Annotated in this window: 24 protein-coding genes; 14 read left to right on the plus strand and 10 right to left on the minus strand. The window is 60.9% G+C overall.

Annotated features, from left to right (window positions below; translation table 11 throughout):
* Window positions 1-18: 18 nt before the first annotated feature.
* The 4 genes from OSC50_RS19275 (at window position 19) to OSC50_RS19290 (ending at window position 5,052) form a co-directional block, all read left to right on the plus strand.
* Complete coding sequence (locus tag OSC50_RS19275; protein ID WP_181078431.1) at window positions 19-711, plus strand: fimbria/pilus chaperone family protein; 693 nt, start codon at window positions 19-21, stop codon at window positions 709-711.
* Between the two features lie 103 nt (window positions 712-814).
* A complete protein-coding gene (locus OSC50_RS19280) occupies window positions 815-3,235 on the plus strand; it encodes a fimbria/pilus outer membrane usher protein (RefSeq protein ID WP_286671012.1) in 2,421 nt (806 codons plus the stop codon).
* An 11-nt stretch (window positions 3,236-3,246) separates the two neighbouring features.
* Window positions 3,247-4,386 carry a DUF1120 domain-containing protein gene (locus tag OSC50_RS19285; RefSeq protein WP_266248030.1) on the plus strand — a complete coding sequence of 380 codons (1,140 nt, stop codon included), beginning with the start codon at window positions 3,247-3,249 and terminating at the stop codon, window positions 4,384-4,386.
* A gap of 18 nt (window positions 4,387-4,404) precedes the next feature.
* The gene (locus OSC50_RS19290) at window positions 4,405-5,052 is read left to right on the plus strand and encodes a DUF1120 domain-containing protein (protein ID WP_181078437.1); all 648 of its coding nucleotides are present in this window, start codon (window positions 4,405-4,407) and stop codon (window positions 5,050-5,052) included.
* Here the strand turns inward: OSC50_RS19290 and OSC50_RS19295 are convergent.
* Both OSC50_RS19295 and OSC50_RS19300 read right to left on the minus strand, forming a co-directional pair.
* Window positions 5,049-6,314, minus strand: a complete 1,266-nt coding sequence (locus tag OSC50_RS19295; RefSeq protein ID WP_181078439.1) for a CynX/NimT family MFS transporter — start codon at window positions 6,312-6,314, stop codon at window positions 5,049-5,051. The two genes, OSC50_RS19290 and OSC50_RS19295, sit on opposite strands and share 4 nt — an antisense overlap.
* Window positions 6,304-6,963: a FadR/GntR family transcriptional regulator gene (locus OSC50_RS19300; protein WP_266248029.1), complete on the minus strand. Its 660-nt coding sequence runs from the start codon at window positions 6,961-6,963 to the stop codon at window positions 6,304-6,306. The genes OSC50_RS19295 and OSC50_RS19300 overlap by 11 nt, the downstream gene beginning before the upstream one ends.
* Window positions 6,964-7,122: 159 nt before the next feature.
* Here OSC50_RS19300 and OSC50_RS19305 point away from each other — a divergent pair, with 159 nt between their 5' ends.
* Both OSC50_RS19305 and OSC50_RS19310 read left to right on the plus strand, forming a co-directional pair.
* Window positions 7,123-7,434, plus strand: a complete 312-nt coding sequence (locus tag OSC50_RS19305; protein WP_266248027.1) for a type II toxin-antitoxin system MqsR family toxin — start codon at window positions 7,123-7,125, stop codon at window positions 7,432-7,434.
* A complete protein-coding gene (locus OSC50_RS19310) occupies window positions 7,431-7,913 on the plus strand; it encodes a type II toxin-antitoxin system MqsA family antitoxin (protein WP_266248025.1) in 483 nt (160 codons plus the stop codon). Before OSC50_RS19305 ends, OSC50_RS19310 begins: the two co-directional genes overlap by 4 nt.
* A gap of 49 nt (window positions 7,914-7,962) precedes the next feature.
* On the opposite strand, the gene OSC50_RS19315 is transcribed toward OSC50_RS19310, so the two are convergent.
* The 4 genes from OSC50_RS19315 to OSC50_RS19330 all read right to left on the minus strand — a co-directional run bounded on the left by OSC50_RS19315 (window position 7,963) and on the right by OSC50_RS19330 (window position 12,132).
* Window positions 7,963-8,727, minus strand: coding sequence for an amino acid ABC transporter ATP-binding protein (locus tag OSC50_RS19315; RefSeq protein WP_034096008.1), 765 nt, complete (start codon window positions 8,725-8,727; stop codon window positions 7,963-7,965).
* An 11-nt stretch (window positions 8,728-8,738) separates the two neighbouring features.
* Window positions 8,739-9,836 (minus strand): amino acid ABC transporter permease, encoded by a 1,098-nt coding sequence (locus OSC50_RS19320; RefSeq protein WP_266248022.1) that lies wholly within the window; start codon window positions 9,834-9,836, stop codon window positions 8,739-8,741.
* A 10-nt stretch (window positions 9,837-9,846) separates the two neighbouring features.
* Window positions 9,847-11,028 (minus strand): amino acid ABC transporter permease, encoded by a 1,182-nt coding sequence (locus OSC50_RS19325; RefSeq protein ID WP_181078448.1) that lies wholly within the window; start codon window positions 11,026-11,028, stop codon window positions 9,847-9,849.
* A 72-nt stretch (window positions 11,029-11,100) separates the two neighbouring features.
* Complete coding sequence (locus OSC50_RS19330; protein ID WP_034096005.1) at window positions 11,101-12,132, minus strand: amino acid ABC transporter substrate-binding protein; 1,032 nt, start codon at window positions 12,130-12,132, stop codon at window positions 11,101-11,103.
* 345 nt (window positions 12,133-12,477) lie between these two features.
* Between OSC50_RS19330 and OSC50_RS19335 the strand changes: the two genes are divergently transcribed.
* The gene (locus OSC50_RS19335; RefSeq protein WP_253510579.1) at window positions 12,478-13,134 is read left to right on the plus strand and encodes an alpha/beta hydrolase; all 657 of its coding nucleotides are present in this window, start codon (window positions 12,478-12,480) and stop codon (window positions 13,132-13,134) included.
* A gap of 102 nt (window positions 13,135-13,236) precedes the next feature.
* Window positions 13,237-14,700 (plus strand): ATP-dependent RNA helicase RhlB, encoded by a 1,464-nt coding sequence (gene rhlB, locus OSC50_RS19340; RefSeq protein WP_370694744.1) that lies wholly within the window; start codon window positions 13,237-13,239, stop codon window positions 14,698-14,700.
* 42 nt (window positions 14,701-14,742) lie between these two features.
* Here the strand turns inward: rhlB and moaE are convergent, their stop codons facing one another.
* The 3 genes from moaE to moaC are packed head-to-tail and all read right to left on the minus strand — an operon-like array spanning window position 14,743 to window position 15,907.
* Window positions 14,743-15,192, minus strand: coding sequence for a molybdopterin synthase catalytic subunit MoaE (gene moaE / locus OSC50_RS19345; RefSeq protein ID WP_181078453.1), 450 nt, complete (start codon window positions 15,190-15,192; stop codon window positions 14,743-14,745).
* 2 nt (window positions 15,193-15,194) lie between these two features.
* The gene (gene moaD, locus OSC50_RS19350; RefSeq protein WP_181078455.1) at window positions 15,195-15,437 is read right to left on the minus strand and encodes a molybdopterin converting factor subunit 1; all 243 of its coding nucleotides are present in this window, start codon (window positions 15,435-15,437) and stop codon (window positions 15,195-15,197) included.
* Entirely contained in the window at window positions 15,434-15,907 is a 474-nt protein-coding gene (moaC, locus tag OSC50_RS19355; RefSeq protein ID WP_181078456.1) for a cyclic pyranopterin monophosphate synthase MoaC, read from the minus strand. The genes moaD and moaC overlap by 4 nt, the downstream gene beginning before the upstream one ends.
* Before the next feature lie 187 nt (window positions 15,908-16,094).
* Here moaC and OSC50_RS19360 point away from each other — a divergent pair, with 187 nt between their 5' ends.
* The 6 genes from OSC50_RS19360 (at window position 16,095) to ribD (ending at window position 21,996) form a co-directional block, all read left to right on the plus strand.
* A complete protein-coding gene (locus tag OSC50_RS19360; protein WP_181078458.1) occupies window positions 16,095-16,541 on the plus strand; it encodes a DMT family transporter in 447 nt (148 codons plus the stop codon).
* A gap of 90 nt (window positions 16,542-16,631) precedes the next feature.
* Window positions 16,632-17,378, plus strand: a complete 747-nt coding sequence (locus OSC50_RS19365) for a class I SAM-dependent methyltransferase (protein WP_181078460.1) — start codon at window positions 16,632-16,634, stop codon at window positions 17,376-17,378.
* Window positions 17,379-17,441: 63 nt separating this feature from the next.
* Window positions 17,442-18,449: a formylglycine-generating enzyme family protein gene (locus OSC50_RS19370; protein ID WP_253510577.1), complete on the plus strand. Its 1,008-nt coding sequence runs from the start codon at window positions 17,442-17,444 to the stop codon at window positions 18,447-18,449.
* Between the two features lie 71 nt (window positions 18,450-18,520).
* Complete coding sequence (locus OSC50_RS19375; protein ID WP_253510575.1) at window positions 18,521-19,120, plus strand: GTP cyclohydrolase II; 600 nt, start codon at window positions 18,521-18,523, stop codon at window positions 19,118-19,120.
* Between the two features lie 69 nt (window positions 19,121-19,189).
* The gene (locus tag OSC50_RS19380) at window positions 19,190-20,893 is read left to right on the plus strand and encodes a WD40 repeat domain-containing protein (RefSeq protein ID WP_266248017.1); all 1,704 of its coding nucleotides are present in this window, start codon (window positions 19,190-19,192) and stop codon (window positions 20,891-20,893) included.
* Window positions 20,890-21,996, plus strand: coding sequence for a bifunctional diaminohydroxyphosphoribosylaminopyrimidine deaminase/5-amino-6-(5-phosphoribosylamino)uracil reductase RibD (ribD, locus tag OSC50_RS19385; RefSeq protein WP_266248015.1), 1,107 nt, complete (start codon window positions 20,890-20,892; stop codon window positions 21,994-21,996). The genes OSC50_RS19380 and ribD overlap by 4 nt, the downstream gene beginning before the upstream one ends.
* Here ribD and OSC50_RS19390 read toward each other — a convergent pair.
* A complete protein-coding gene (locus tag OSC50_RS19390) occupies window positions 21,975-22,901 on the minus strand; it encodes a LysR family transcriptional regulator (protein WP_181078469.1) in 927 nt (308 codons plus the stop codon). The genes ribD and OSC50_RS19390 overlap by 22 nt on opposite strands.
* Window positions 22,902-22,918 lie beyond the last annotated feature (17 nt).

The following is a 22,918-nucleotide window of genomic DNA, read 5'->3' on the forward strand; positions in this document are numbered from 1 at the left end:
CCAATGGAAACCTGCGTCATGACGACAACCTTGTTGAAAATCGCGGCACTGGCCTTGCTGATCAGTACACAGGCACTGGCCGACGGTATGGTCCCGGAGACATCCGTAGTGATCGTTAATGAAGCGGATGGGGAGGCCGCCGTTTCGGTCACCAACACCGACAGCCAACTGGCACTGCTGCACGTCACCCTGGAAGATATTCCCGAGGACACCGAGCCGTTGCTGGTGCTGACCCCGCCGCTGTCGCGGGTGGAAGCCTCTGCATCGCAGTTGGTGCGCTTCATTCTGCAAAACCGGCAACCGTTGCAGACCCAACGTCTGAAAAGGGTGATTTTCGAAGGCATGCCGCAAGGCCGCCCCGCCACCGAAGCCGGCCATGCGCGAGTCGGGGTGACGGTACGGCAAAACCTGCCCGTCATCATTCACCCCAAGGGGCTTGCTCCCAATCGCACTCCGTGGACCGGGCTGACCTGGTCGCTCAAAGGAGGCTCCTTGCAGGTGCGCAATGACACCCCGTACGTGGTGCGACTGGCTCAGGAGCTGCGCCTGCTGCCCGGCGATGGCAAGGCCATGTTGCCACGCACCTATGTGCTGCCGGGGGAAACCCTTAGCGTGCCGGCAACAGGGGGCGCGGCCAGCAAGGTACGCCTGCAGCCGGCGACGGTGTATGGCTTTGCCGTTTCCGCCTACGAAGCGCCTATCACCTTCTGAAAAAACCAGGCGCCACCGCGCCTGCACAACGAAGTGACGGCTCAAGGACCGTCACCGGGACACCCAGGTATCCCTTACTCGAGTGCATTTCGTGAAAACAGTATTGAGTTACCGTGACGGCGAAGCCGTGCCCAATGCGCCCACCCGACTGACCTTAGCGGCGACGCTGTTGGCGTGCGCCTTGTGGCCCGCCAGGGTGTGGGCCGATGAACGCCCTGAGTTCGATGCCAAGACCTTGCTCCAGCGCGGCATTGACCCGCAACTGGCCAGCCTGCTGCTGGACTCACCGCGTTTCGCCGCCGGCCGCCACGCCGTTACCCTGCGCGTCAATGGCCAGCGCCGTGCCCGAGTGGAAGTCAGTTTCGACCAACAGGGCACCCTGTGTTTTGACCACGCGTTGCTGGAGGCCGCCAACCTGGTGAACCCAGGCGACGGCGAGCGCTGTAACGACTTTCTCGCCCGGTACCCGCAAAGCCTGGTGGAGCCGGACCCGGCCACGCTCACGGTTTCGCTGGTGGTGCCGACCGAGGCTCTGCGTCCGCTGCGGCAGGACGTCTCCGGGTATCAAACCGGTGGCTTCGCGGGTTTGCTCAATTACGATCTCACCGGTTTTTACAATCGTCTGGGCGATGATGCCAGCCGCTTCGGCTCGGCCAATACCGAGGTGGGCTTCAATGCCGGTGACTGGATCGTGCGCAGCCGCCAGGTGAAAACCTGGCAGGACGGGCTAACGCGCAGCACCCACCTGGAGGCCTATGCCCAACGCACCTTCGCCAGCCATCAGGCGGTGGTGCAGGCCGGGCAGATCAACCTTTACAACCCGGTACTGGCGGGTGCGCAGATCACCGGGGTACAGGTGCTCACGGAGCAGGCGCTTCAGGAGCAGGGCCAGGGCGCGACCATCAACGGCATCGCCGACAGTCCGGCGCAGGTCGAGGTTCGCCAGAACGGCGCATTGATTCATTCCACGGTAGTCCCCGCCGGGCCGTTTTCGCTGACCGACGTGCGACGCTTGAACACGCGCTCGGACGTCGAAGTCACGGTCAAGGAAAGCAGCGGCGGCGAGCGGCGTTTTACCGTGCCGGCGGCCATGCTCGGCCTCGGTCTGCCCGCCCCCGGCTATTCGGTGGCGGCCGGACGCGTGCGCACTATCGGGGATGCCCGAAGTGACAACCCGTGGGTTGTCAGTGCTGGCTGGACGGGCACCGTGCACCCGCAATTGACCCTCGGCAGCGGCGTGCTCACGACCAGCGACTACAGTGCCGTCGGACTGAGCCTGGGCTGGCTGCCGTGGCTGGACGGCCAGATCCAGCTCTCCAGCCAGGTCGCCGACGCCCGCGCCGGGAACAGCGCACGCGGCGTGCAAACCGACCTCGCCTGGTCGCAGCGGCTCAATGAACAATGGTCGTTCAGCGCCGCCAACTCCTGGCGTACGGCCGGCTATCGCGAGCTGGAAGAAACCACATACGGGGCTGAAACCAGTCAACAACGGCGCTCGCGCTATCGCGATCAACAAAGCCTTACCTTGGGCTGGGCCCATGCGTGGCTGGGGGCTTTCAGTGTCGGCGCTTCGCGTTCCAGCAGCTTTGATGGCAACAGCAGCAGCCGGGGGCTGGCATCGTGGGGCACCAGCGTCGGCGGGGTATCGCTGTCGGCCAGTGCCGAGTGGCAGATGGGTGGGCGCCAGCAGCAGGACAACGCGGTCTACCTGAACGTCAGCGTACCGCTAGGCGCAAGCCGCCGGGTTCGCGGCTGGGTGCGCAACTCAGACGGCGAACAGCGCACAGGGTTGGGCCTGAACGAACAGGTCAACGATCAATTTGGCTATCGGCTCAGCGCCGAGCACGACACCCGTGACCAGCAGGTGGAAACCACACTGGGCGTCTCAGCCCTGCCGCGCTACAGCCAACTGGACTTCAGCTACAGCCGCTCTGACGCCGAGCGATCGAGCTACCAGGGCGGCGCGCGCGGCGGCGCAGTGCTGCATGGCGGCGGGGTCACGTTGTCGCCGTATCCAGTGCGCGACACCTTCGCCGTGGTCTCGGTGGGCGACATGAGCGGCATCAAGCTCAACACCCCCAGCGGCCCGGTCTGGACCGACTGGCAAGGCCAGGCGGTGGTGCCCCAGGTCAGCGCTTACGGCCGCAGCCCGGTCGAAGTCCACACCCGCTCGCTGCCGCGTAATGCCGATATCAATAACGGCCTGGCGATGATCTCCGCCGGACGCGGCGCCGTGGACCGGGTTGAATTTGGGGTGTCGCTGACCCGCCGGGTACTGCTGACCGTCAGTGACGATCGGGGCGCCCCGCTGCCGCGAGGCGCCACCGTCAGCACGGCCACCGGCGAGTTCGTCACGCTGGTCCAGGACGCCAGCCAGGTATTCCTGCCCAACGTACTGGATCAAACCACGCTGTGGGTCACCACCAGCGCCAACAAGCGCTGCGAATTACGCTTCAACCTGCCGGAAAAAGGTGATCCATCGGTGTATTTCGAAACCGCATCCGCGCGCTGCCACACGCCTTGAGGAAAACCGACATGCCGCTTGAAAACCGCTTGCGACACCTGAGCGCCTGGTTGCTGATCGGTGCCTTGGGCACCGCCCAGGCCCAGGACGACTGCCAACTGACCATCAGCGAACCGTTACTGGACTTCGGCCTGATGAACCGCACGGCGCAAAAAGATAGTGCACCCCAGCGGTGGCTTGGCGAACGCCGGTTGAGCGTGCACTTCAATTGCCCGCAACCGACCGATATGAGCCTGTTCTATCGCGCGCTGGCGGCAGGCTCGCAACGCCTGCGATTTACCGAACATGGCAGTTATGAAATACAGGCTGGGGATGGCGTGCTGGATGGCCAGGCCGTCGAGTTGGGATTGCTGCCCGCCAACGGTCAACCCCCCGTGCTCAATGGCGCAGTATTGAACTGGCGGGCTGACCACGGCATCGCTCCGGTACAAAACGGCTCGGTATTAACGGGCAGACGCTTTTCACTGCAGTTGACTGTCGGCGCCTGGGCCGATGTCGGCGCCACCCATGTTCGAGACGCCACCACTTGGGAGGCCTATGGGACATTTCACAATGGCCGCAGCGGCTACTCCCAGGAACTCACATTGCGTGCCCACTTCACCCCCGTCGCCTGCCGTCCGCTGCTGTCCAACGATGGCTTGGTGGATTACGGCACCTTGCTGGTCAAGGATCTGAACGCGACCAGCGAAACGCCACTGCCTACTCGCACCTTGCAGCTGTCCATCAGCTGTGACGCGCCGGCACGTTTCGCCCTGCGTATGCACGACAACCGCCAGGGCTCCGCCACCGGTGGCACCGACGAGACCGCCTACGGCCTGGACCTGGATAACAGCCAGAACAAGATCGGCCGTTTTTACCTGACTATCGATCCGGCGGAATTCACCGCCGACGCGTTCGCCAGGCTCTATCGCACCGACTCCACCAGCGGTGGCGCGGCCTGGAGCAGTTCCAGTTCACGACAAATCCCCATGGCCGCCAACAGCATCATGGGTTTTACCGACAGCACCGGGAGCACACTCGGCCCGGTGGCGATCCAGAATCTGTCCGGCACCGTTCGCATCAAGACCTATCTTGCGCCGACCCAATCCCTGGACCTGCGCAACGTGGTGTACATCAACGGCTCCGGCACCCTCGAAATCATCTACCTGTAATCCCCTGGAGTGCACATTATGAAGATGCGTCGCATCGCAGTTTCCTTCCTGCTGCTGACCAGCGCCCAGTACAGTCTGGCCGCGTCCACGGTGGACCTTAGCGTCAATGGTGCGATAACGCCCACCGCATGCACACCCCGGCTTTCAAGCGCAGGCGTGATCGACTACGGCAGGATTTCCCAGCAGGATTTGAATATCGACAGGGGCACGCGCCTGGCGGCCAGGCATCTGCAGGTCAGCTTGTATTGTAACGGCGCGAGCCGCTTCGCCCTGCGCATGCGTGACAACCGTGACGGCACGGCCATGGTCAACAGTGAGATTTACTACGGGTTGGGGCTCGACAACAGCGGCAATCGCATTGGCCTGTATTCCATGACATTCGATCCGCGCCAAAGCCTGGTCGACAGTGCAACGCAGGTCTACGGCACCGAATCCACCACCGGCGGCGTGGCGTGGCGTACCGCCAACTTGAATCCCATCGATATCGGGGCCAACAGCTATCTGGGGTTCACCGACATCGAAGGCAGCACCAGCGGGCCATCGGCAATTCAGGAGCTGATCAGCACGGTCAAGGTCGACGCCGTGATCAATGCCAGACAGAACCTGGACCTGAGCCAGGACGTGCGACTCGACGGCTCGGCAACCCTGGAGGTGGTGTACCTCTAGCGCGCTTCGGTGCTCACTTGCACATAGCGGGCACGGCCGGCGCCCAGCCCGGCGATGGTCGCCCCCAGGCCAAGCACGGCGAAGATCCAGCCCACGGCCGTCCAGCCGCCGGTCCAGTCGTGCACCAGGCCGACCGCCAATGGGCCGAGGGACGCCAGGGTGTAGCCGATGCCCTGGGCCATGCCTGACAGGTTCGCCGCCACATGGGCGTCGCGCGAACGCAGCACGATCAGGGTCAGCGCCAGACTGAAGGTGCCGCCCTGCCCCAGGCCCAGCAGGATCGCCCAGCCCCATAGCCCGTCGAGCGGCGCATACAGGCAACCGAACAGGCCGCCCAGGGTCAGCAGCATCACCACCACAATGGCCAGGCGCTGGTCCTTGCCACGCGTGGCCAGCCACGGCGCGGCCAGGGAGCTGGCCAGTTGCACGAGCACCGAGCCGGACAGCACCAACCCCGCCTCGGTCGCGCTGAGGCCACGGCCGATCAGGATCGACGGCAACCAGCCGAACACGATATAGGCCAGCGACGATTGCAGGCCCATGTAGAGGGTGACTTGCCAGGCCAACGGGTCCGCCAGCAGCCCCCGCACCCGATAAGCGGCCTGATGAGCACCGTGTTTCTGGCCGGTCTGAGGCAGCCAGAACAGCGCCGCCACCACGGCCGGTACCATCCAGAAGCCCAGGCCGATGCTCCAACGGTCGCCAAAGTAATGACTCAACGGCACCGTGGCACCCGCCGCCAGCGCCGCGCCCAGGCACAGCGCCATGGTGTAGACGCCGGTCATGGCGCCGGCCTGCCTGGCAAAGTCGCGCTTGACGATCCCCGGCAGCAACACGCCGATGATGCCGATACTCGCCCCGGCGATCAGGCTCCCGATAAAGAGCCCGGTTTCACCGAACGAGCTGCGCAGAACGATCCCCGTCGCGAGCATCAACAGAATCCCCAGCACCACCCGCTCGGCACCGAAACGCCGCGCCAGGATCGGCGCCAATGGCGCAAACAGGCCCAGGCACAGCACCGGCAAGGTCGTCAGCAGACCGGCCTTGGCCGCCGACAACCCCAGGCTGGCGGACACATCGCTGAGCAACGGTGCCATGCTCGACAAGGCCGGGCGCAGGTTCAGCGCCACCAGGATCAGCCCCAGCAGTAGCAGCCACGGGCGCTGGACCACGGGGTGACTGTGCTGTACCTGGTCGTCATCGGCCTCGGCGTCGATCAACAGTTCTTCGAGTTCGTTTGTGCGTCGGGTTTCAAGGTTCATTGATCAACTGCCGGCAGAGGGATTGGGCGCGTTCCGGGTCCTGGTGTTCCACGGCGTCGAGCAGGGCGGTGTGCAGATCGAATACCGCCTGACGACGCGGTGAGGTGTTCAAGGTCTGGCGCAACTGGGCGGCGACGACGCTGGAAAAGTACTGGTACAGCTCGCTCAACGCAGGGTTGTGGGCGGCGTCCACCAGGCGTTTATGGAACACCAGGTCGGCGCTGATATAGGCCTCCAGGTCACCCTGGTACAGCTCGCCGCTGGCCTTGAGCGCCGCACGCACCTGTTCGAGGTCCTGCTCGGTACGGCGCAGCGCCGCCAGGCCGATGGCTTCCACTTCCAGAATCCGCCGCGTTTCCTGTGCCTGCTCCAACGTGCAATGGGACAGCGCGCGCATCGTGCCCAACGGGTCGGTCATTGAACGCAGGTAACTGCCGTCACCCTGGCGGACCTCGATCAACCCCGAAAACGCCAGAACGCGCATGGCCTCGCGCACGGTATTGCGGCTGATGCCGAGTTCAGCGCATAGCTCGGGTTCAGTGGGCAGGCGTTCGCCGATGGCCCATTTGCCTTCGCTGATGCGCCAGCGCAATTGCTCAAGGGCCTGGTCCACCAGGGAGCGTTTGATCAACGGGGCGATGTCTGTCATGGGTTGCGTGATTTCGTCCAATCATAGGATGAATTTTCCCACAGCCTATTCAGAGTTGCCTACGAACGCAACGCACTAGGGTTCTTAGGCAGGAAAATGAGCAGTATTTTCCATTGGTAAAATTACCCTTAGAGGGTAATTATTGGGCTCAGGTGTCTTATGGAAAAGTACACACCTCATCACGACTTGGCGGTGATAAAGGCGGATGTCAGGCGACTTGGGGAAAAGGCATTTACCTCAACGGCGAAGATCACGGGGAGGAAACTCGGCTTTGAGATCCATGAAATGCAAGAGGTCGTTTTTCAATTGCAAACCAGGATGTTGTACAAATCGATGACTACCTATGCAGACCATAAGGTCTGGCAGGACGTGTACCACATCAGTTCACACGGCATGGAGATTTACATAAAGGTCACTTACGGCTCAGGTGGTAACCCACCGGTAATCTCCTTCAAGGAGTGCAGCTCATGAAAACTCAACAGTGCTTTATATGCGGTACGCCCGAAGGCATGACTCGGTTCGAGGGCCGTAGCGAGACCATTAGCGTCAAAGGGATGGAGCGTCGTGTCGATGACCTTTCTGGCTGGGAATGCCATGCCTGCGGCGACGGCATGTATGATCCGGACAGTGCGGAGCGTCACGCAAAAGCTGGTGATGAACTCGTCCAGGCTGCGCGGACAATGATCGGTAACGAGATGAAACGTATCCGTCGCAAGCTGCACCTTACCCAAAAAGAAACCGTGCAGCTGTTATCCGGAGGCGGTCACAACGCTTTTTCACGGTATGAGCGCGGTGAGCTTCTGCCACCGAAGCCACTGGTTCTGTTGATGCGATTGCTCGATCGTCACCCTCATTTGCTCGCCGACGCCAAGGTATTGGCCGAAGGCGCTGACCTGCGGGGCTTCACTCATACCGTGAACACAGGGCAGAAGGCACTGAAGGCCTGCTGAACAGAAACAATAAACCCGGCCAGGCCGGGTTTATTGTTTCAAGCATCGATCAATGCAGAATCTGGCTCAAGAACAACTTGGTCCGATCATTCTGCGGGTTGTCGAAGAAGTCATTCGGTGCCGCTTGCTCAACGATCTCGCCCTTGTCCATGAAGATCACGCGGTTGGCCACGGTGCGGGCAAAGCCCATCTCGTGGGTCACGCACAACATGGTCATGCCGTCTTCGGCCAGGCCGATCATGGTGTCCAGCACCTCTTTCACCATTTCCGGGTCGAGTGCCGAAGTCGGCTCATCGAACAGCATGATTTTCGGCTTCATACACAAGGCACGGGCAATCGCCACACGCTGTTGCTGGCCGCCGGACAACTGCCCCGGAAACTTGTGGGCCTGCTCCGGGATGCGCACGCGCTCCAGGTAGTGCATGGCAATTTCTTCGGCCTTGCGCTTGGGCATCTTGCGCACCCACATCGGCGCCAGCGTGCAGTTCTGCAGGATGGTCAGGTGCGGGAACAGGTTGAAGTGCTGGAACACCATGCCGACTTCACGGCGGATCGCTTCGATCTGCTTGAGGTCGTTGGTCAGCTCAACGCCATCGACCACGATGCGGCCCTGCTGATGCTCTTCCAAGCGGTTGAGGCAGCGGATGGTGGTGGACTTGCCCGAACCCGACGGTCCGCACAGCACGATACGCTCGCCCTGCTTGACGTTCAGGTTGATGTCTTTCAACACGTGGAACTGGCCGTACCACTTGTTGACGCCCTGCATCTGGATAATGCCTTCAGGGCCCACAGGCTGTTTGATTGCTTCGCTCATCAAAAGAACTCCTAACGCTTGTGGCCTGTGTCGAGCTTGCGTTCCAGATGCATGGAATAGCGCGACATACCAAAACAGAAAATCCAGAACACCAGGGCGGCGAACACGTAGCCTTCGGTGGCCATGCCCAGCCATTTGGGGTCGGCGGCGGCTTGCTTGACGCTGTTGAGCAGGTCGAACAGGCCGATGATGATCACCAGGCTGGTGTCCTTGAACAGCGCGATGAAGGTGTTGACGATCCCTGGGATCACCAGCTTCAGCGCTTGCGGCAGGATCACCAGGCCCATGCTGCGCCAGTAACCCAGGCCCATCGCCGCGGCAGCTTCGTACTGCCCTTTAGGGATGGCCTGCAAGCCGCCGCGCACCACTTCGGCGACGTAGGCCGACTGGAACAGGATCACACCGATCAGCGCCCGCAGCAGCTTGTCAAAGTTCATGCCTTCGGGCAGGAACAACGGCAGCATTACCGAGGACATAAACAGTACGGTGATCAGCGGCACGCCGCGCCAGAACTCGATGAACGTCACGCAGACCACACGAATCGCCGGCATGTTCGAACGTCGCCCCAAGGCCAGCACGATGCCCAGCGGCAAGGCGCCGGCGATACCGACGGTGGCGATCACCAGGGTCAACATCAGGCCGCCCCATTGGCTGGTGGCCACGGTGGCCAGGCCAAACACACCGCCATGCAGCAGGAAGAAGGCGATGATCGGGTACAACACCAGGAAGCCCAGCCCGTAGATCGCCTTGCGCGGGAAGCGCGAGATGAACAACGGTGCCACGCCGACGATGGCCAGCCACACGGTCAGGTCCACGCGCCAGCGCAGGTCGCCGGGGTAGTAGCCGTACATGAACTGCCCGAAGCGCTGTTGGATGAACACCCAGCAGGCGCCCTCCTTGGTGCAGTCGGCGCGGGTAGTGCCGACCCAGTTGGCATCCAGGATGGCCCAATGCAGGATCGGCGGCACCACCAGGTACACCAAGTAGATCGACAGCAAGGTCAGCAGGGTGTTGAGCCAACTGGAAAACAGGTTGGCGCGCATCCATGCCATCGGCCCGAAGACTTTGCTCGGCGGCGGCGTATCAGGTTTGAAAGTATGCGAACTCATGTGCGTTTCCTCACCGCTCGATCAGCGCAATGCGCTTGTTGTACCAGTTCATCAGCAGAGAAATGCTGATGCTGATCGCCAGGTACACGCTCATGGTGATGGCAATGACTTCGATCGCCTGGCCGGTCTGGTTAAGCACCGTGCCGGCGAACAGCGAAACCATTTCCGGGTAACCGATACCGGCGGCCAACGACGAGTTCTTCGCCAGGTTGAGGTATTGGCTGGTCAGCGGCGGAATAATCACCCGCAGCGCCTGCGGGATGATGACCTTGCGCAGCGTGGGACCGTTGCGCAGGCCCAGGGAGCGAGCGGCTTCGGTCTGGCCGTGGCTGACGGACTTGATGCCCGAGCGCACGATCTCGGCGATAAACGCCGCCGTGTACACCGTCAACGCCAGGGTCAATGCCAGCAGTTCGGGGATCAATACCCAGCCGCCGACGAAGTTGAAGCCCTGCAGCTTGGGCATTTCCCAATGCAGCGGTGCGCCGAAGATCAACGCGCACAGCGCCGGGATCAGCACGAACAGCGCCAGGCCCGCCCAGAATTTATGGAACGGAACGCCCGTGGCTTCAAATCGCTTGTTGGCCCAGCGCGCCATCAGCACGATTGCCACGATGGCCAGCACCATGCTCGCCACGAACGGCCAGAAACCATCAGCGGCGAGCGCTGCCGGCATATTCAGACCACGGCTGCTGACAAAGAAGGTGTCGCCGAAATTATGGCTGTTACGCGGCCCTGGCATGGTCAGGAACACCGCGAAGTACCAGAACAGGATCTGCAACAGCGGCGGAATGTTGCGGAAGATTTCCACGTACACCGTCGCCAGCTTGTTGATCATCCAGTTCGACGACAAGCGCGCCACGCCGACGATAAAGCCGAGCAGGGTCGCCAGGATCACGCCGATGAACGTCACCAGCAAGGTGTTGAGCAAGCCGATCACAAACACCCGGGCATAGCTGTCCGATTCGGTGTAGTCGATCAAATGCTGCGCGATGCCGAAGCCGGCACTGCGTTCAAGAAAGTCGAAACCCGAGGTGATGCCCCGGTGCTGAAGGTTAGTCTGGGTATTGTTGAAGAGGTACCAGCCCAGCGAGACCACCGCCACAATCGTGATGATCTGGAAGAGCCACGCACGCACTTTGGGGTCGCTGAAGCTGAGCTTCTGCTTGGGTGCGCCGATTTGATTTTGCATGAAGTGCCCCGGAAAGAATGGAACAGAACATCACCCGGCGGTTGGCCCACCGGGTGACAGAACCATCAGCGATCAGCGCACAGGCGGTGCGTATTGAATGCCGCCGTTGTTCCACAGTGCGTTCAGGCCACGGTCGATTTCCAGCGGGGTGCTCTTGCCCAGGTTGCGCTCGAACACTTCACCGTAGTTACCGACTTGCTTGACGATTTGTACGACCCAGTCCTTCTTCACTTTCAGGTCTTTGCCGTATTCGCCGTCCGCGCCGAGCAGGCGGGCCACGTCCGGGTTCTTGGTGGACTTGGCTTCAGCTTCGACGTTTTTCGAGGTGATACCGGCTTCTTCAGCGTTGAGCATGGCGTAGCCTACCCAGCGCACGATAGCCAGCCACTCGTCGTCGCCGTTACGCACGACCGGGCCCAGCGGCTCCTTGGAGATGGTTTCCGGCAATACGACATAGTCCTTCGGCGAGGCCAGCTTGCTGCGCTGGGCGAACAGTTGGGACTTGTCGGAGGTCAGCACGTCGCAACGCCCGGATTCCAGCGACTTGGCGCTTTCGTCGGAGGTGTCGAAGGTGATCGGGGTGTATTTCAGACCGTTGCCACGGAAGTAGTCGGAAACGTTCAGTTCGGTGGTGGTACCGGCCTGGATGCAGATGGTTGCACCGTCCAGTTCCTTGGCGCTTTTTACGCCCAGCTTGTTGTTAACCAGAAAGCCGATGCCGTCGTAGTAGGTAATGAAACCTGGAAATTTCAGGCCCATGCCGGCGTCGCGGGAGCTGGTCATGGTGGTGTTACGGGACAGAATGTCGACTTCGCCCGATTGCAGCGCGGTGAAACGCTCCTTGGCATTCAACTGGCTGAATTTGACCTTGGTCGCGTCGCCGAATACGGCAGCCGCCACAGCGCGGCACACGTCAGCGTCGATCCCCAGGATCTTGCCGCTGGCATCCGGTACCGAGAAACCCGGCAAGCCGTCACTCACGCCACATTGCACAAAGCCTTTCTTCTGCACGGCGTCCAGGGTAGCGCCGGCTTGGGCGAAACCGCTGACACCCAATACAGCGGCCGCGCAAACGATGGCCAGGGTGGATTTCAAAACCTTCATTCAAACCTCCAGTTGCTCTTGTTGTGTCGGAGCTCGAACCCCACCGCACCCTTTTGAGGCGACCTTGACCCGTGTTGGCTTTTTTTGGGGTCAAACAGTAAGAGGCTGTCGCTGTAAGTCCAGTTGCTATCCCGAAAGCGGCAGTCACTGATAGTGTTACCGTCACGGAAGAGACCTGACATCGACATGTGCATAGCAAGCGCCGTACCAGAGTGAGGACGGAGTTGCTTCAACCTATGGTCAAGCACTAAAGAGTCAAACTTGCGACATTTTCGTAACAGATAAACCTACTACGCACCGTTGCGACGCACCCTATCGGAGCGCGCGCACATTTTTGGAGCAGACATGACCGAACCCTTGATTCTTGAGCCCGCCAAGGCAGCTGACGCCTGCGTAATCTGGTTGCATGGCCTGGGGGCCGATCAATATGACTTCTTGCCTGTAGCCGAACTCCTACAGAAAAATCTAACGTCGACCCGTTTCGTTTTACCCCAGGCCCCAACCCGCCCGGTGACGATCAATGGCGGCTATGAGATGCCCAGCTGGTACGACATAAAGGCCATGAGCCCGGCCAGGTCCATCAGCCTGGAAGAGCTGGAAAGCTCGGCAAAAACCGTTATGGATTTGATCGAAGCGCAAAAAAGAACCGGGATAGACGCTTCGCGGATTTTCCTCGCGGGGTTTTCCCAGGGTGGCGCCGTGGTCTACCACACGGCTTTCCTTAAATGGCAGGGGCCCCTGGGTGGCGTGATTGCCCTCTCCACTTACGCGCCGACTTTCGATGACGCACTGGAGCTGTCGGCCAGCCAGCAGCGCATTCCCACCCTGTGCCTGCACGGCCAGCACGACAACGTGGTGCAAAACGTCATGGGCCGCACAGCAATGGAGTACTTGAAGCACCATGGTGTCACCGTGACATGGCGGGAATACCCAATGGGCCACGAAGTGTTACCCCAGGAGATCAGCGAGATTGGCACGTGGCTGAGCGAACGCCTGCGCTGAAAGCCTGGCGTTATGTAGCCGTATGACAGACGCACTACGCCGCGCCCGTTTCTTGCATTACACTGGCCGGCGTATATTCCTTAACCAATTAATGAGATCACCGTGCTCGAAGCACTCAAGAAGATGTTCGGCAAAAGCGAGGCTGAGCCGCTCGCGCCTGTTCCCAGCGCCCCTGTCCCGACACACGGCAGCCGCAGTGACGGTCAACAGCCCGGCCGGACCGCACCTGCCGTCCAGCCCGATAAGCCGACGGTGATGGCGCCCCAACAGGCAACGCCTGCTCAAGCCGCCCCAGCCCCTCAGCCCAAGGCCCCACGGCGTGAACGCGCGCCCAAACCGCCGGTCATCCCGTGGAAACTCGAAGACTTCGTCGTCGAACCTCAGGAAGGCAAGACCCGCTTCCATGATTTCAAGCTGGCCCCGGAACTGATGCATGCCATCCAGGACCTGGGTTTCCCGTACTGCACACCGATCCAGGCGCAGGTGCTGGGCTTTACCCTGGCCGGCAAAGACGCCATCGGCCGCGCCCAGACCGGCACGGGCAAGACCGCTGCGTTCCTGATCTCGATCATCACCCAGTTACTGCAAACGCCGCCGCCCAAAGAGCGCTACATGGGTGAACCGCGCGCGCTGATCATCGCCCCGACCCGCGAACTGGTGGTGCAGATCGCCAAGGACGCCGCCGACCTGACCAAGTACACCGGCCTCAACGTCATGACGTTCGTCGGCGGTATGGACTTCGACAAGCAGCTCAAGCACCTCGAAGCGCGCCACTGCGACATTCTGGTGGCCACCCCGGGCCGCCTGCTGGACTTCAACCAGCGCGGCGACGTGCACCTGGACATGGTCGAAGTGATGGTGCTGGACGAAGCCGACCGCATGCTCGACATGGGCTTTATCCCGCAGGTGCGCCAGATCATTCGCCAGACCCCGCCAAAGGCCGAGCGCCAGACCCTGCTGTTCTCCGCGACCTTCACCGAAGACGTGATGAACCTCGCCAAGCAGTGGACCACTGATCCTTCGATCGTTGAGATCGAAGCCGAGAACGTGGCCAGCGAAAATGTCGAGCAGCATATCTACGCCGTGGCCGGCGCCGACAAATACAAACTGCTCTATAACCTGGTCAATGACAACGGTTGGGAGCGGGTGATGGTGTTCGCCAACCGCAAGGATGAAGTGCGCCGCATCGAAGAACGCCTGGTGCGCGATGGCGTCAACGCTGCGCAACTGTCCGGTGATGTACCGCAGCACAAGCGCATCAAGACCCTGGAAGGTTTCCGCGAAGGCAAGATTCGCGTGCTGGTGGCTACCGACGTGGCAGGCCGCGGGATTCACATCGACGGCATCAGCCACGTGATCAACTTCACCCTGCCGGAAGTGCCTGACGACTATGTGCACCGGATTGGCCGTACCGGCCGCGCGGGCGCGGCGGGTGTGTCGATCAGTTTTGCCGGTGAGGATGACTCCTACCAGTTGCCGTCGATCGAGGCGCTGCTGGGCCGCAAGATCAGCTGCGAGACACCGCCGACGCATCTATTGCGAGCCGTGGAACGCAAACGCCCCTGAGCTGAATGCGATAAGCTGATTTTGAGATAGGTCTTCGGCTGGCTACTTCCAGCGATCCGCCGCGGCGTGGTCGCTGTCCCGCCCTTCCACCCAGCGCGCACCTTCCGGTGTGTTTTCTTTCTTCCAGAATGGCGCGCGGGTCTTCAGGTAGTCCATCACAAATGCACAGGCGTCGAACGCGGCCTGGCGATGGGCGCTCGCCGCCGCAACAAACACGATCGGCTCGCCCGGTTCCAGGGCGCCTACGCGGTGCAGCACCTGCAGCTTGAGCAACGGCCAGCGCTGCTCGGCTTCCACGGCGATCCTGGCCAGGGCTTTTTCGGTCATGCCCGGATAGTGTTCCAGGAACATGCCGGACACATCGCGGCCATCGTTGAAGTCGCGCACGTAACCTACAAAGCTCACCACCGCCCCCACGCCAACATTCGCGGCATGCATGGCGTTGACTTCCGCGCCGGGGTCAAAGGCCTCGGCCTGCACACGAATGGTCATGCTCAGCCTCCAGTCACGGGCGGGAAAAATGCCACTTCGTCGCCGGCCTGCACCGGCTCATCGAGGTCACACAACTCCTCGTTGCGCGCACACATCAGGCTCGTCTCGTTAAGTACGGCAAACTCCGGATCACAGGCCAACGCCAGGCGCACGGCGTCGACAGTGGCGAACTCACCTTCCATCTCCAGCGAATCGAAGCCTACCGCTTCGGCGTATCGCGCAAAAAACAATACGTTGATGCTCATGCCTGGTCCGCCTTGAAATGCCCGCTCTTGCCGCCGAGTTTTTCCAGCAGGCGAATGTTTTCGATGGTCATGCCGCGATCCACCGCCTTGCACATGTCGTAGATCGTCAAGGCCGCGACGCTGGCGGCGGTCAACGCTTCCATCTCCACGCCCGTCTGGCCGGAGAGTTTGCAGCGCGCCACGATATGCACCGCATTCTCGCCTTCGGCACTAAGCTCGACCCTGACACCGGTCAGCATCAGAGGATGGCAAAGGGGGATCAGATCACTGGTCTTTTTCGCGGCCTGGATCCCGGCGATGCGCGCCACCGCGAACACGTCGCCCTTGGGATGAGCGCCGTCGACGATCATTTTCAGGGTTTCGGGCAGCATGCGCACACGCGCTTCGGCCACGGCCTCACGGAACGTCACGGATTTATCGGTGACGTCGACCATATGGGCGCGACCTTGGGAATCGAGATGAGTCAGCACAGCGATACTCCTGATCGGGAGCGCCGATTGTAAACCCGCCGGTCAACATCGCGCACGCCTGATTCCGCTGCGCGGCCAAGTAGCAGCCAATGGCCGATCAGCGTGACGAATACGGCTCATCAGAACAAAGAATTGGCGCCGTCAAACCGATCACCGTAAAACTTTAAAAAAACGGAAAGCAAACTCCATGACCTTACTGATGTTTGTCCTGCTCAGTTTATTCGCCGGTTTCGCAGTGCCCTTGCAAGCAGGGACTAACGCCAAACTGGGCAATCTCCTGGGCCACCCTTTGTGGGCAACCGCCGTTTCCTTATTGGTCAGCCTGGTCGTGCTCATCGTTGTCATCATTGTTGTAAAAGCCCCCCGCCCAAACTTATCGACGGTACAAGAAGGTCCATGGTGGATTTGGATGGGCGGTGTCGCGGGTGTGTTTTACATCACCGTTGCTTTATTGATGGCACCGCGGCTCGGCGCACTAAATTTCATCATGGCGGTGTTGGTCGGCCAACTTATCGTTTCAATTGCGATTGACTACTTTGGCCTGATCGGATTTCCCAAGCAGTCTATTAATATCAATAAATTGGTCGGCGTGATTGTCGTCATAGGAGGTTTTCTTATTACAACGCGCACATGAAAATGAAAGACGGGTCACCGAAACAGAAGACTTCTTCATGTTCCCGAGTCAGGGATTGACGACAGCTATTATTATTAAAAAGGTGAGGCAATGACTAAGCAATCTGCAACCGCTACATATGACGCTATTGGCGAACGCTTCGAGGCTTTCACGGATACGGCCTCCCAGCGTTCAGTAGAAACCGCGACGTTTTTCCATATGGTCGGCGATGTCAAAGGCAAGTCAGTACTGGACTTGGCCTGTGGCTTCGGTTTCTTTGGCCGCGAGTTATATCGCCAGGGCGCGAGTAAAGTGGTTGGGGTGGATATTTCCGCCTCGATGATAGACCTGGCTCGCAAGGAATCGGCGCGTAACCAGGAAGCGATCGAGTACCACGTCAGCGATATCTGTGATCTGGGCATACTCGGCAAATTCGATCTGATTACTGCCGCATGGTTATTCAACTATGCCGACTCGCCGGCAAAGCTGGACAAGATGTTCCAAGTGGCCGCCAACAACCTCGCCCCCGGCGGCCGCGTCGTGGCCTACACCGTGGAGCCGACGTTCCAACTGCAACGCGGCAACTTCACCAAGTACGGCGTGCATGTGCTGACCGAGGAAGCCCACGAGGGCGGCTTTCGTCACCACGCTGAATTCGTCACCCAGCCACCCAGCGCCTTTACCTTTCATCGCTGGAGCCGTGAGCGTTATGAGCTGGCAATCATGAAGGCCGGTTTCCCGCGCCTGCAATGGCAAAAACCCATCATCTCTGATGCCGAACGGGCCAAGCATCCTGAGGGCTACTGGGATGACTTCGAGCGCAACTGCCTGCAGACCGGACTGATCTGCACCCTATGAAAGCCGGGCGCGCCGCATCTGGATGCGCGTGCCTTTTCCTTATCGCAGCAGGAAACCAGCGTTATGACTTCCAAGGGTTTCAACCATTGGCCGGTGTTCGACGGCCCCCTGACCCCCGAGATGACCGACCGATTTTTGATGGGCCTGCCTGAACACTTCCAGGGCGCGCTTAACCTGAAGCTACCCCTGACCGCCTGGCGCCAGCTCGCGGAAGAGTCCATCGAACAGTTGGCTGACCGCGTGGAAAACCCGGTCTCGCCACTCGCCTGGCGCTATGCCGCCGCCCAACTGCTGGCCCTGACCGTGGACCCGCGGCTCGACGTGCTCAATCCGGCAATGATCCACATCAGTGGCGGCCAGGTGGAAATCGGCTTGGCCGAGACGGCGGTGGATCAGGTCATGCACGACCTGCAGGGCCTTGGCCTGGATCGCGACTGGATCGCCAAGGAAGTACCGCGCCACCCGGTGTACCTGCAACCCTACGCAATTGGCAAATACCCGGTCACCAACCTCGAATACCGCGCCTTTCTCGAAGCCTCAGGCCAGGCGCGGATTCCCGAAAGCTGGGCGTTCGGCCAATACCCCAACGAACGCGCCAACCACCCGGTGTACGGCATCACCGCTGAAGACGCCGATGCCTACGCCGCCTGGCTCAGCGCGGCGAGTGGCCAGGCCTACCGGCTGCCCACCGAAGCCGAATGGGAATACGCCGCGGCCGGCCCGGAAAACCTCGAATACCCCTGGGGCCCGACTTTTCTGCCGCAGCACGCCAACACCGCTGAAATGGGCCTGTTCGACACCACGCCGGTCGGCCTGTTGATTGATGGCGCATCGCCCTTTGGCTGCCTGGACATGGCCGGCAATGTCGAAGAATACGTGATCGATCACTATGCCCCCTACCCCGGTGGCACGGCCATCACCGACGATCTGGTCAATGTGGTGGGCACTCATCGCATAGCCCGCGGCGGCAGTTTCACCCGCTTCCGCGACCTGACACGCAACTGCCGGCGCCACGGCAAATATCCGCGACAGATTTATGTAATGGGTTTTCGCCTCGCCAAAACCCTGTAGCCCCTCCTTGTCTTAAAACGAAAGAATTCAGAATAAAAACGCGTTAATCATTCAGCATGGAAGGAACCGCCATGAACCGCCTAAGCGTACGCAATCACGTAGATATTCCCTTGGATGACACTTCGAATCCGGGGACTTTTTATACTTTCAGCGGACTCGAAACCGACCACGAACATATTGTCATCAAACTGGGACCGGCCAATCCAGTCAGTCCATTAGTCCGGATTCATTCCGAATGCCTGACGGGTGATGTTTTCAGCTCACAACGCTGTGATTGTGGTCCGCAATTAAATGAGTCCATCGAGCGTATGCGGGAAGTCGGTGGTTATTTGATTTACCTGCGCCAAGAAGGTCGGGGAATCGGACTATATGCCAAGTTGGATGCTTATCGCCTGCAAGATTCCGGCATGGATACGTTCGAGGCAAACGCCCATCTTAACTTCCCCGAAGATGGACGCGACTTCTCCATGGCCGCGGGCATGTTGAAAGCATTGAATATCAAACACTGCCAATTGATCACCAACAACCCGGATAAAGTCCAGGCCTTGGTGGATAACGGTATCGTGGTCGATAACGTTATTCCTACGGGTGTATTCGTGACGCGCCACAACACCCATTACCTGCAAGCAAAAGTCGATAAGAAAAATCACGTGATCAAACTGGTGAAATAACTCGCTCGCGCGGCTGAATCATTCAGGTCGCCCGCAATAAGCCAACCTCAACATTAAGGATAATGACGCATGAGACATTTTGGCCCTATCAGCGGTATTGCAACGTTCAACGACACCTATGTCGCCACCGCCGGGTATGACAACCAAGTCATTCTCTGGGACGCGCGCACCAAGACGCCGATCCAGCGCGTACTCCACGATCACCTGGCCAACCAATGCGCGTTCAACGCCAGCGGCACTCTGCTGGTCAGTGCCAGCAGCGACTACACCGCTCGGGTCTGGGAAATCCCTTCGTTGCGCCTGAAAAGCGTGCTCGTTGGCCACGATGACGACATAGAAATGGCCGCCTTCTCGCCAGACGGCCAGACCATCGCCACCTGCTCGCGCGACCACACCATCCGCCTGTTCGACCTCAGCGGGCAAACCCGGAAAATCCTGACCGGCCATGAGGCCGATGTAATCTCGGTGTGCTGGGCCGCCGACGGCCAGACCCTGGTGTCGAGCAGCGATGATGGTTCGATCCGCCGCTGGGATGCCGCCAACGGCGAGCAACTGGACATTATCGACCTCGGCGGCGTCGAGACCGACACCGTGGCCTTGTCCCGCGAAGGCATCATATTTGCCGGCGACGACGAGGGCAAAATTTCGGTGATCAGCAGCAGCGGTACCTACCTGCAACCGGCCCACGCCGCCGGGATCAAGCGCATTGTGTGGAACGACGCGCAACGTATGCTGGTCAGCTTGAGCTATGACCGTTGCGTGATGCTGTGGAAGCTGACCGCCGCCAATCAACTTGAGAAAACCGCACAGACCTCACTGCCAAGCATCATCTGGCCACGTAGCTGCGCATTGCTCGGCGACCAGCGCATCGCCTTCGTAACCTTTGGCTCCACCTACGCCACTTGGGATTTCACTACTCAGCAATGGGACATCGGCGGCATCGAGCCGGCCATCAGCCTGAACGCGGTGACGGTGGTCGGCGACGACATTTACAGCATCGGCGACGCCGGCATCCTGCAGATCAATGGCCAGCCCAGCACCATGGCCGGCAGCCTGTGCAACTTCCTGCTGCCATTCGGCGCCAGCGTGCTGACGGGCGGACAGATGGGCACGGTGTTCGACGCCAAGACCGGGGACGTGGTCTACCAGCACCGCTCGCCGCTCAACTGCGGCACCACCTTTGAAAAGGACGGCGAGCTGCATGCCGCGATCGGTACCTACACCGGCGAAGCCTTGATCTTCAAGCTGGTGGATCAACAGCCGCAATTTCTGCGCGAAGTGCGCATGCACGAAAACGCGATCAAGGGCATCGCGGCGGATGAGCAGTATCTGTTCAGCGTGTGCGCGACGGCGGCGGCGGCGTTTTTCCGGATTGCCGACTTCGAACTGGAGACCTATCTCGACAAAGCCCACGACCGCATCTCCAACGGTTGCACGCAGATCCAGGGCGGCTTCGCCAGCATCGGCCGCGACCTCAAGCTGCGCCTGTGGCAGGCCGGTAACAGTGAAGTCTACGACACCCCGCATAGTCACTCGATCAAGTGCATCGCCATCTCCAAGGACCGTAAGATGATCGCTACCGGCAGCTACGGCGGCACCGTGGCCGTGTTCGACCTGGCCAGGCGCAGTTGGGCAAAGGTGGAGAAGATCACCGCCAGCGGTATCTCCTGCCTGACCCACGACGCCGAGGGCAGCGGCTTCCTGGCCAGCGCCTACGATGGCCGCATCTATCCGATCGCCGTCCAGGCCTCGGCACGGCATTCACGCCAATGACCCACTTCAGCGAAATCGACTTTCAACATATGCACCATGCATTGTCGTTGGCCGAGCGCGGCATTCACTCCACCTGGCCCAATCCTCGGGTCGGGTGTGTCATCGCTCACGGTACGCATATCGTGGGTGAAGGCTGGCATCGGCGTGCGGGTGGTCCGCACGCCGAGGTGTTTGCCCTGCGCCAGGCCGGCGCCCTGGCCAAGGGTGGCACCGCTTATGTGACGCTCGAACCGTGCAGCCATGTCGGCCGCACGGGCGCCTGTCACCAGGCGCTGATCGAGGCCGGCGTGGCCTGCGTGATCGTGGCCCATGAAGACCCGTTCAAGCAGGTCGACGGTCGCGGCATCGCCGAACTGCGCGTGGCCGGGATCGAGGTCAAGGTCGGCTTGCTCAACGTCGCGGCGCGGGAACTCAACCGGGGATTTTTATCCACGGTCAAGCGCCAGCGCCCCTGGGTGCAACTGAAGATGGGCATGAGTCTGGACGGCCGCACCGCGCTCAACAACGGCAGCTCGCAGTGGATCACCAGCGCCCGGGCGCGCGCCGACGTGCAGTATTGGCGAGCGCGTAGTGCAGCGATTCTGACCGGCAGCGGCACCGTACTGGCGGACAACCCCTCGCTCACCGTGCGTGAAATGGCGTCCGCCGAGGCTATCGCGCCATTGCGGGTCATCCTCGACAGCCAGGCACGCGTGCCGCAGACCGCACGCGTGTTCGACGACCAGGCGCCGAGCCTGCATGTGATGCACGAACGCCATGTGCCGCAAGGGGCGAACGGCGAACGCCTGCTCGGCCTGCCGGGCAGTCAGCAGGGCCTGGATCTGCACGCCCTGATGACTCACCTGAGCCAGCGGGGCCTGCATGACGTCATGGTTGAAGCCGGTCCGACGCTGGCCGGCAACTTGCTGCGCGCGGGCCTCGTCGATGAGTTGCTGCTCTATGTGGCACCGCGGCTGCTGGGCGACCTGGCACGTCCGCTGGTGCATCTGCCGGAGCTGGAACACCTGACGCATTCGCTGGACTTCACCCTGTACGACGTTACTCAATTGGGGCAGGACCTGCGCCTGCGCCTGCGCCCCGATCAGTCGACCGGCATGGTATGAGCCACCACTTGCTTGACCTGATCGCGCAACCACGCATGTGCCGGATCGTCACAGAAACGCTGGTGCCAGATTTGCACAAAGGGAAAGCGCGGAATGCTGAACGGTGGCGGCAATCGCACCAGATCCGGGTTAAGCAAGGTGTCTTCCAGGGTGCGCGTCGCCACGGTGAGGATCAGGTCCGTGTTGTGCAGCAGGCTCGGCGCGGTGCGCCAGTGCGGCACGCTGACGGCGATACGACGGCGCAAGCCTTCGGCGCGCAGCAAGCTGTCCACTTCGCCATTCGTGCCGCCGTCCATGGACACCTGGATATGCGGGCGCTCCAGGTAGCTCTCAAGATCCAGCACGCCTTTCTTGGGCAAGGTCCGCCGGTCAAGCAGGCAGGAAAAGCTTTCCTCGAACAACACTTCCATCGACACATCGGGCGTCAGGCTGGGGAATACCCCCAAGGCCAAGTCGATCTTGCCCTGTGCCACTTGCTCGAACATCCCATGCCGGCTGCCCTGAGTCACTACCAGGGTAGTGTTCGGCGCCTCGTGACGCAGTCGCACCAGCAACTTTGGCAAGATAATCGCCGCGCCGTAATCCGACATCGCCAACTGGAAGGTGCGCTGGGAGCTGGCCGCGTCGAAGTCGATGGACTTGCCGAACAAGGTTTCGATCTGGCTGAGAATCTCCCGCAGCGGCCCCTGGAGGTTTTGCGCCAAGGCGCTGAGCATCACCTCGTTGCCGTCGCGGATCAGGATCGGATCGTCCAGCAGCGCCCGCAGCTTACTCAGGGAATGACTGATGGCCGGCTGGCTCAAATGCAGACGCGCCCCTGTGCGGGTGACGTGTTTTTCGGTCAGCAGTGCGTCGAGCACCACTAACAGATTCAAATCGATATTGCGCAGTAAGACCGTGATCATGCGGTGAATTCCATTTC

Source organism: Pseudomonas quebecensis, from assembly GCF_026410085.1.
Taxonomy (GTDB): Bacteria; Pseudomonadota; Gammaproteobacteria; order Pseudomonadales; family Pseudomonadaceae; genus Aquipseudomonas; species Aquipseudomonas quebecensis.

Coding starts and splice junctions, on each gene's coding strand:
- OSC50_RS19275 (WP_181078431.1), top strand. CDS start 19: ATGACGACAACCTTGTTGAAAATCGCGGCACTGGCCTTGCTGATCAGT.
- OSC50_RS19285 (WP_266248030.1), top strand. CDS start 3,247: ATGCCGCTTGAAAACCGCTTGCGACACCTGAGCGCCTGGTTGCTGATC.
- OSC50_RS19290 (WP_181078437.1), top strand. CDS start 4,405: ATGAAGATGCGTCGCATCGCAGTTTCCTTCCTGCTGCTGACCAGCGCC.
- OSC50_RS19295 (WP_181078439.1), bottom strand. CDS start 6,314: ATGAACCTTGAAACCCGACGCACAAACGAACTCGAAGAACTGTTGATC.
- OSC50_RS19300 (WP_266248029.1), bottom strand. CDS start 6,963: ATGACAGACATCGCCCCGTTGATCAAACGCTCCCTGGTGGACCAGGCC.
- OSC50_RS19305 (WP_266248027.1), top strand. CDS start 7,123: ATGGAAAAGTACACACCTCATCACGACTTGGCGGTGATAAAGGCGGAT.
- OSC50_RS19310 (WP_266248025.1), top strand. CDS start 7,431: ATGAAAACTCAACAGTGCTTTATATGCGGTACGCCCGAAGGCATGACT.
- OSC50_RS19315 (WP_034096008.1), bottom strand. CDS start 8,727: ATGAGCGAAGCAATCAAACAGCCTGTGGGCCCTGAAGGCATTATCCAG.
- OSC50_RS19320 (WP_266248022.1), bottom strand. CDS start 9,836: ATGAGTTCGCATACTTTCAAACCTGATACGCCGCCGCCGAGCAAAGTC.
- OSC50_RS19325 (WP_181078448.1), bottom strand. CDS start 11,028: ATGCAAAATCAAATCGGCGCACCCAAGCAGAAGCTCAGCTTCAGCGAC.
- OSC50_RS19330 (WP_034096005.1), bottom strand. CDS start 12,132: ATGAAGGTTTTGAAATCCACCCTGGCCATCGTTTGCGCGGCCGCTGTA.
- OSC50_RS19335 (WP_253510579.1), top strand. CDS start 12,478: ATGACCGAACCCTTGATTCTTGAGCCCGCCAAGGCAGCTGACGCCTGC.
- moaE (WP_181078453.1), bottom strand. CDS start 15,192: ATGACCATTCGTGTGCAGGCCGAGGCCTTTGACCCCGGCGCGGAAGTC.
- moaD (WP_181078455.1), bottom strand. CDS start 15,437: ATGAGCATCAACGTATTGTTTTTTGCGCGATACGCCGAAGCGGTAGGC.
- OSC50_RS19360 (WP_181078458.1), top strand. CDS start 16,095: ATGACCTTACTGATGTTTGTCCTGCTCAGTTTATTCGCCGGTTTCGCA.
- OSC50_RS19365 (WP_181078460.1), top strand. CDS start 16,632: ATGACTAAGCAATCTGCAACCGCTACATATGACGCTATTGGCGAACGC.
- OSC50_RS19370 (WP_253510577.1), top strand. CDS start 17,442: ATGACTTCCAAGGGTTTCAACCATTGGCCGGTGTTCGACGGCCCCCTG.
- OSC50_RS19375 (WP_253510575.1), top strand. CDS start 18,521: ATGAACCGCCTAAGCGTACGCAATCACGTAGATATTCCCTTGGATGAC.
- OSC50_RS19380 (WP_266248017.1), top strand. CDS start 19,190: ATGAGACATTTTGGCCCTATCAGCGGTATTGCAACGTTCAACGACACC.
- ribD (WP_266248015.1), top strand. CDS start 20,890: ATGACCCACTTCAGCGAAATCGACTTTCAACATATGCACCATGCATTG.
- OSC50_RS19390 (WP_181078469.1), bottom strand. CDS start 22,901: ATGATCACGGTCTTACTGCGCAATATCGATTTGAATCTGTTAGTGGTG.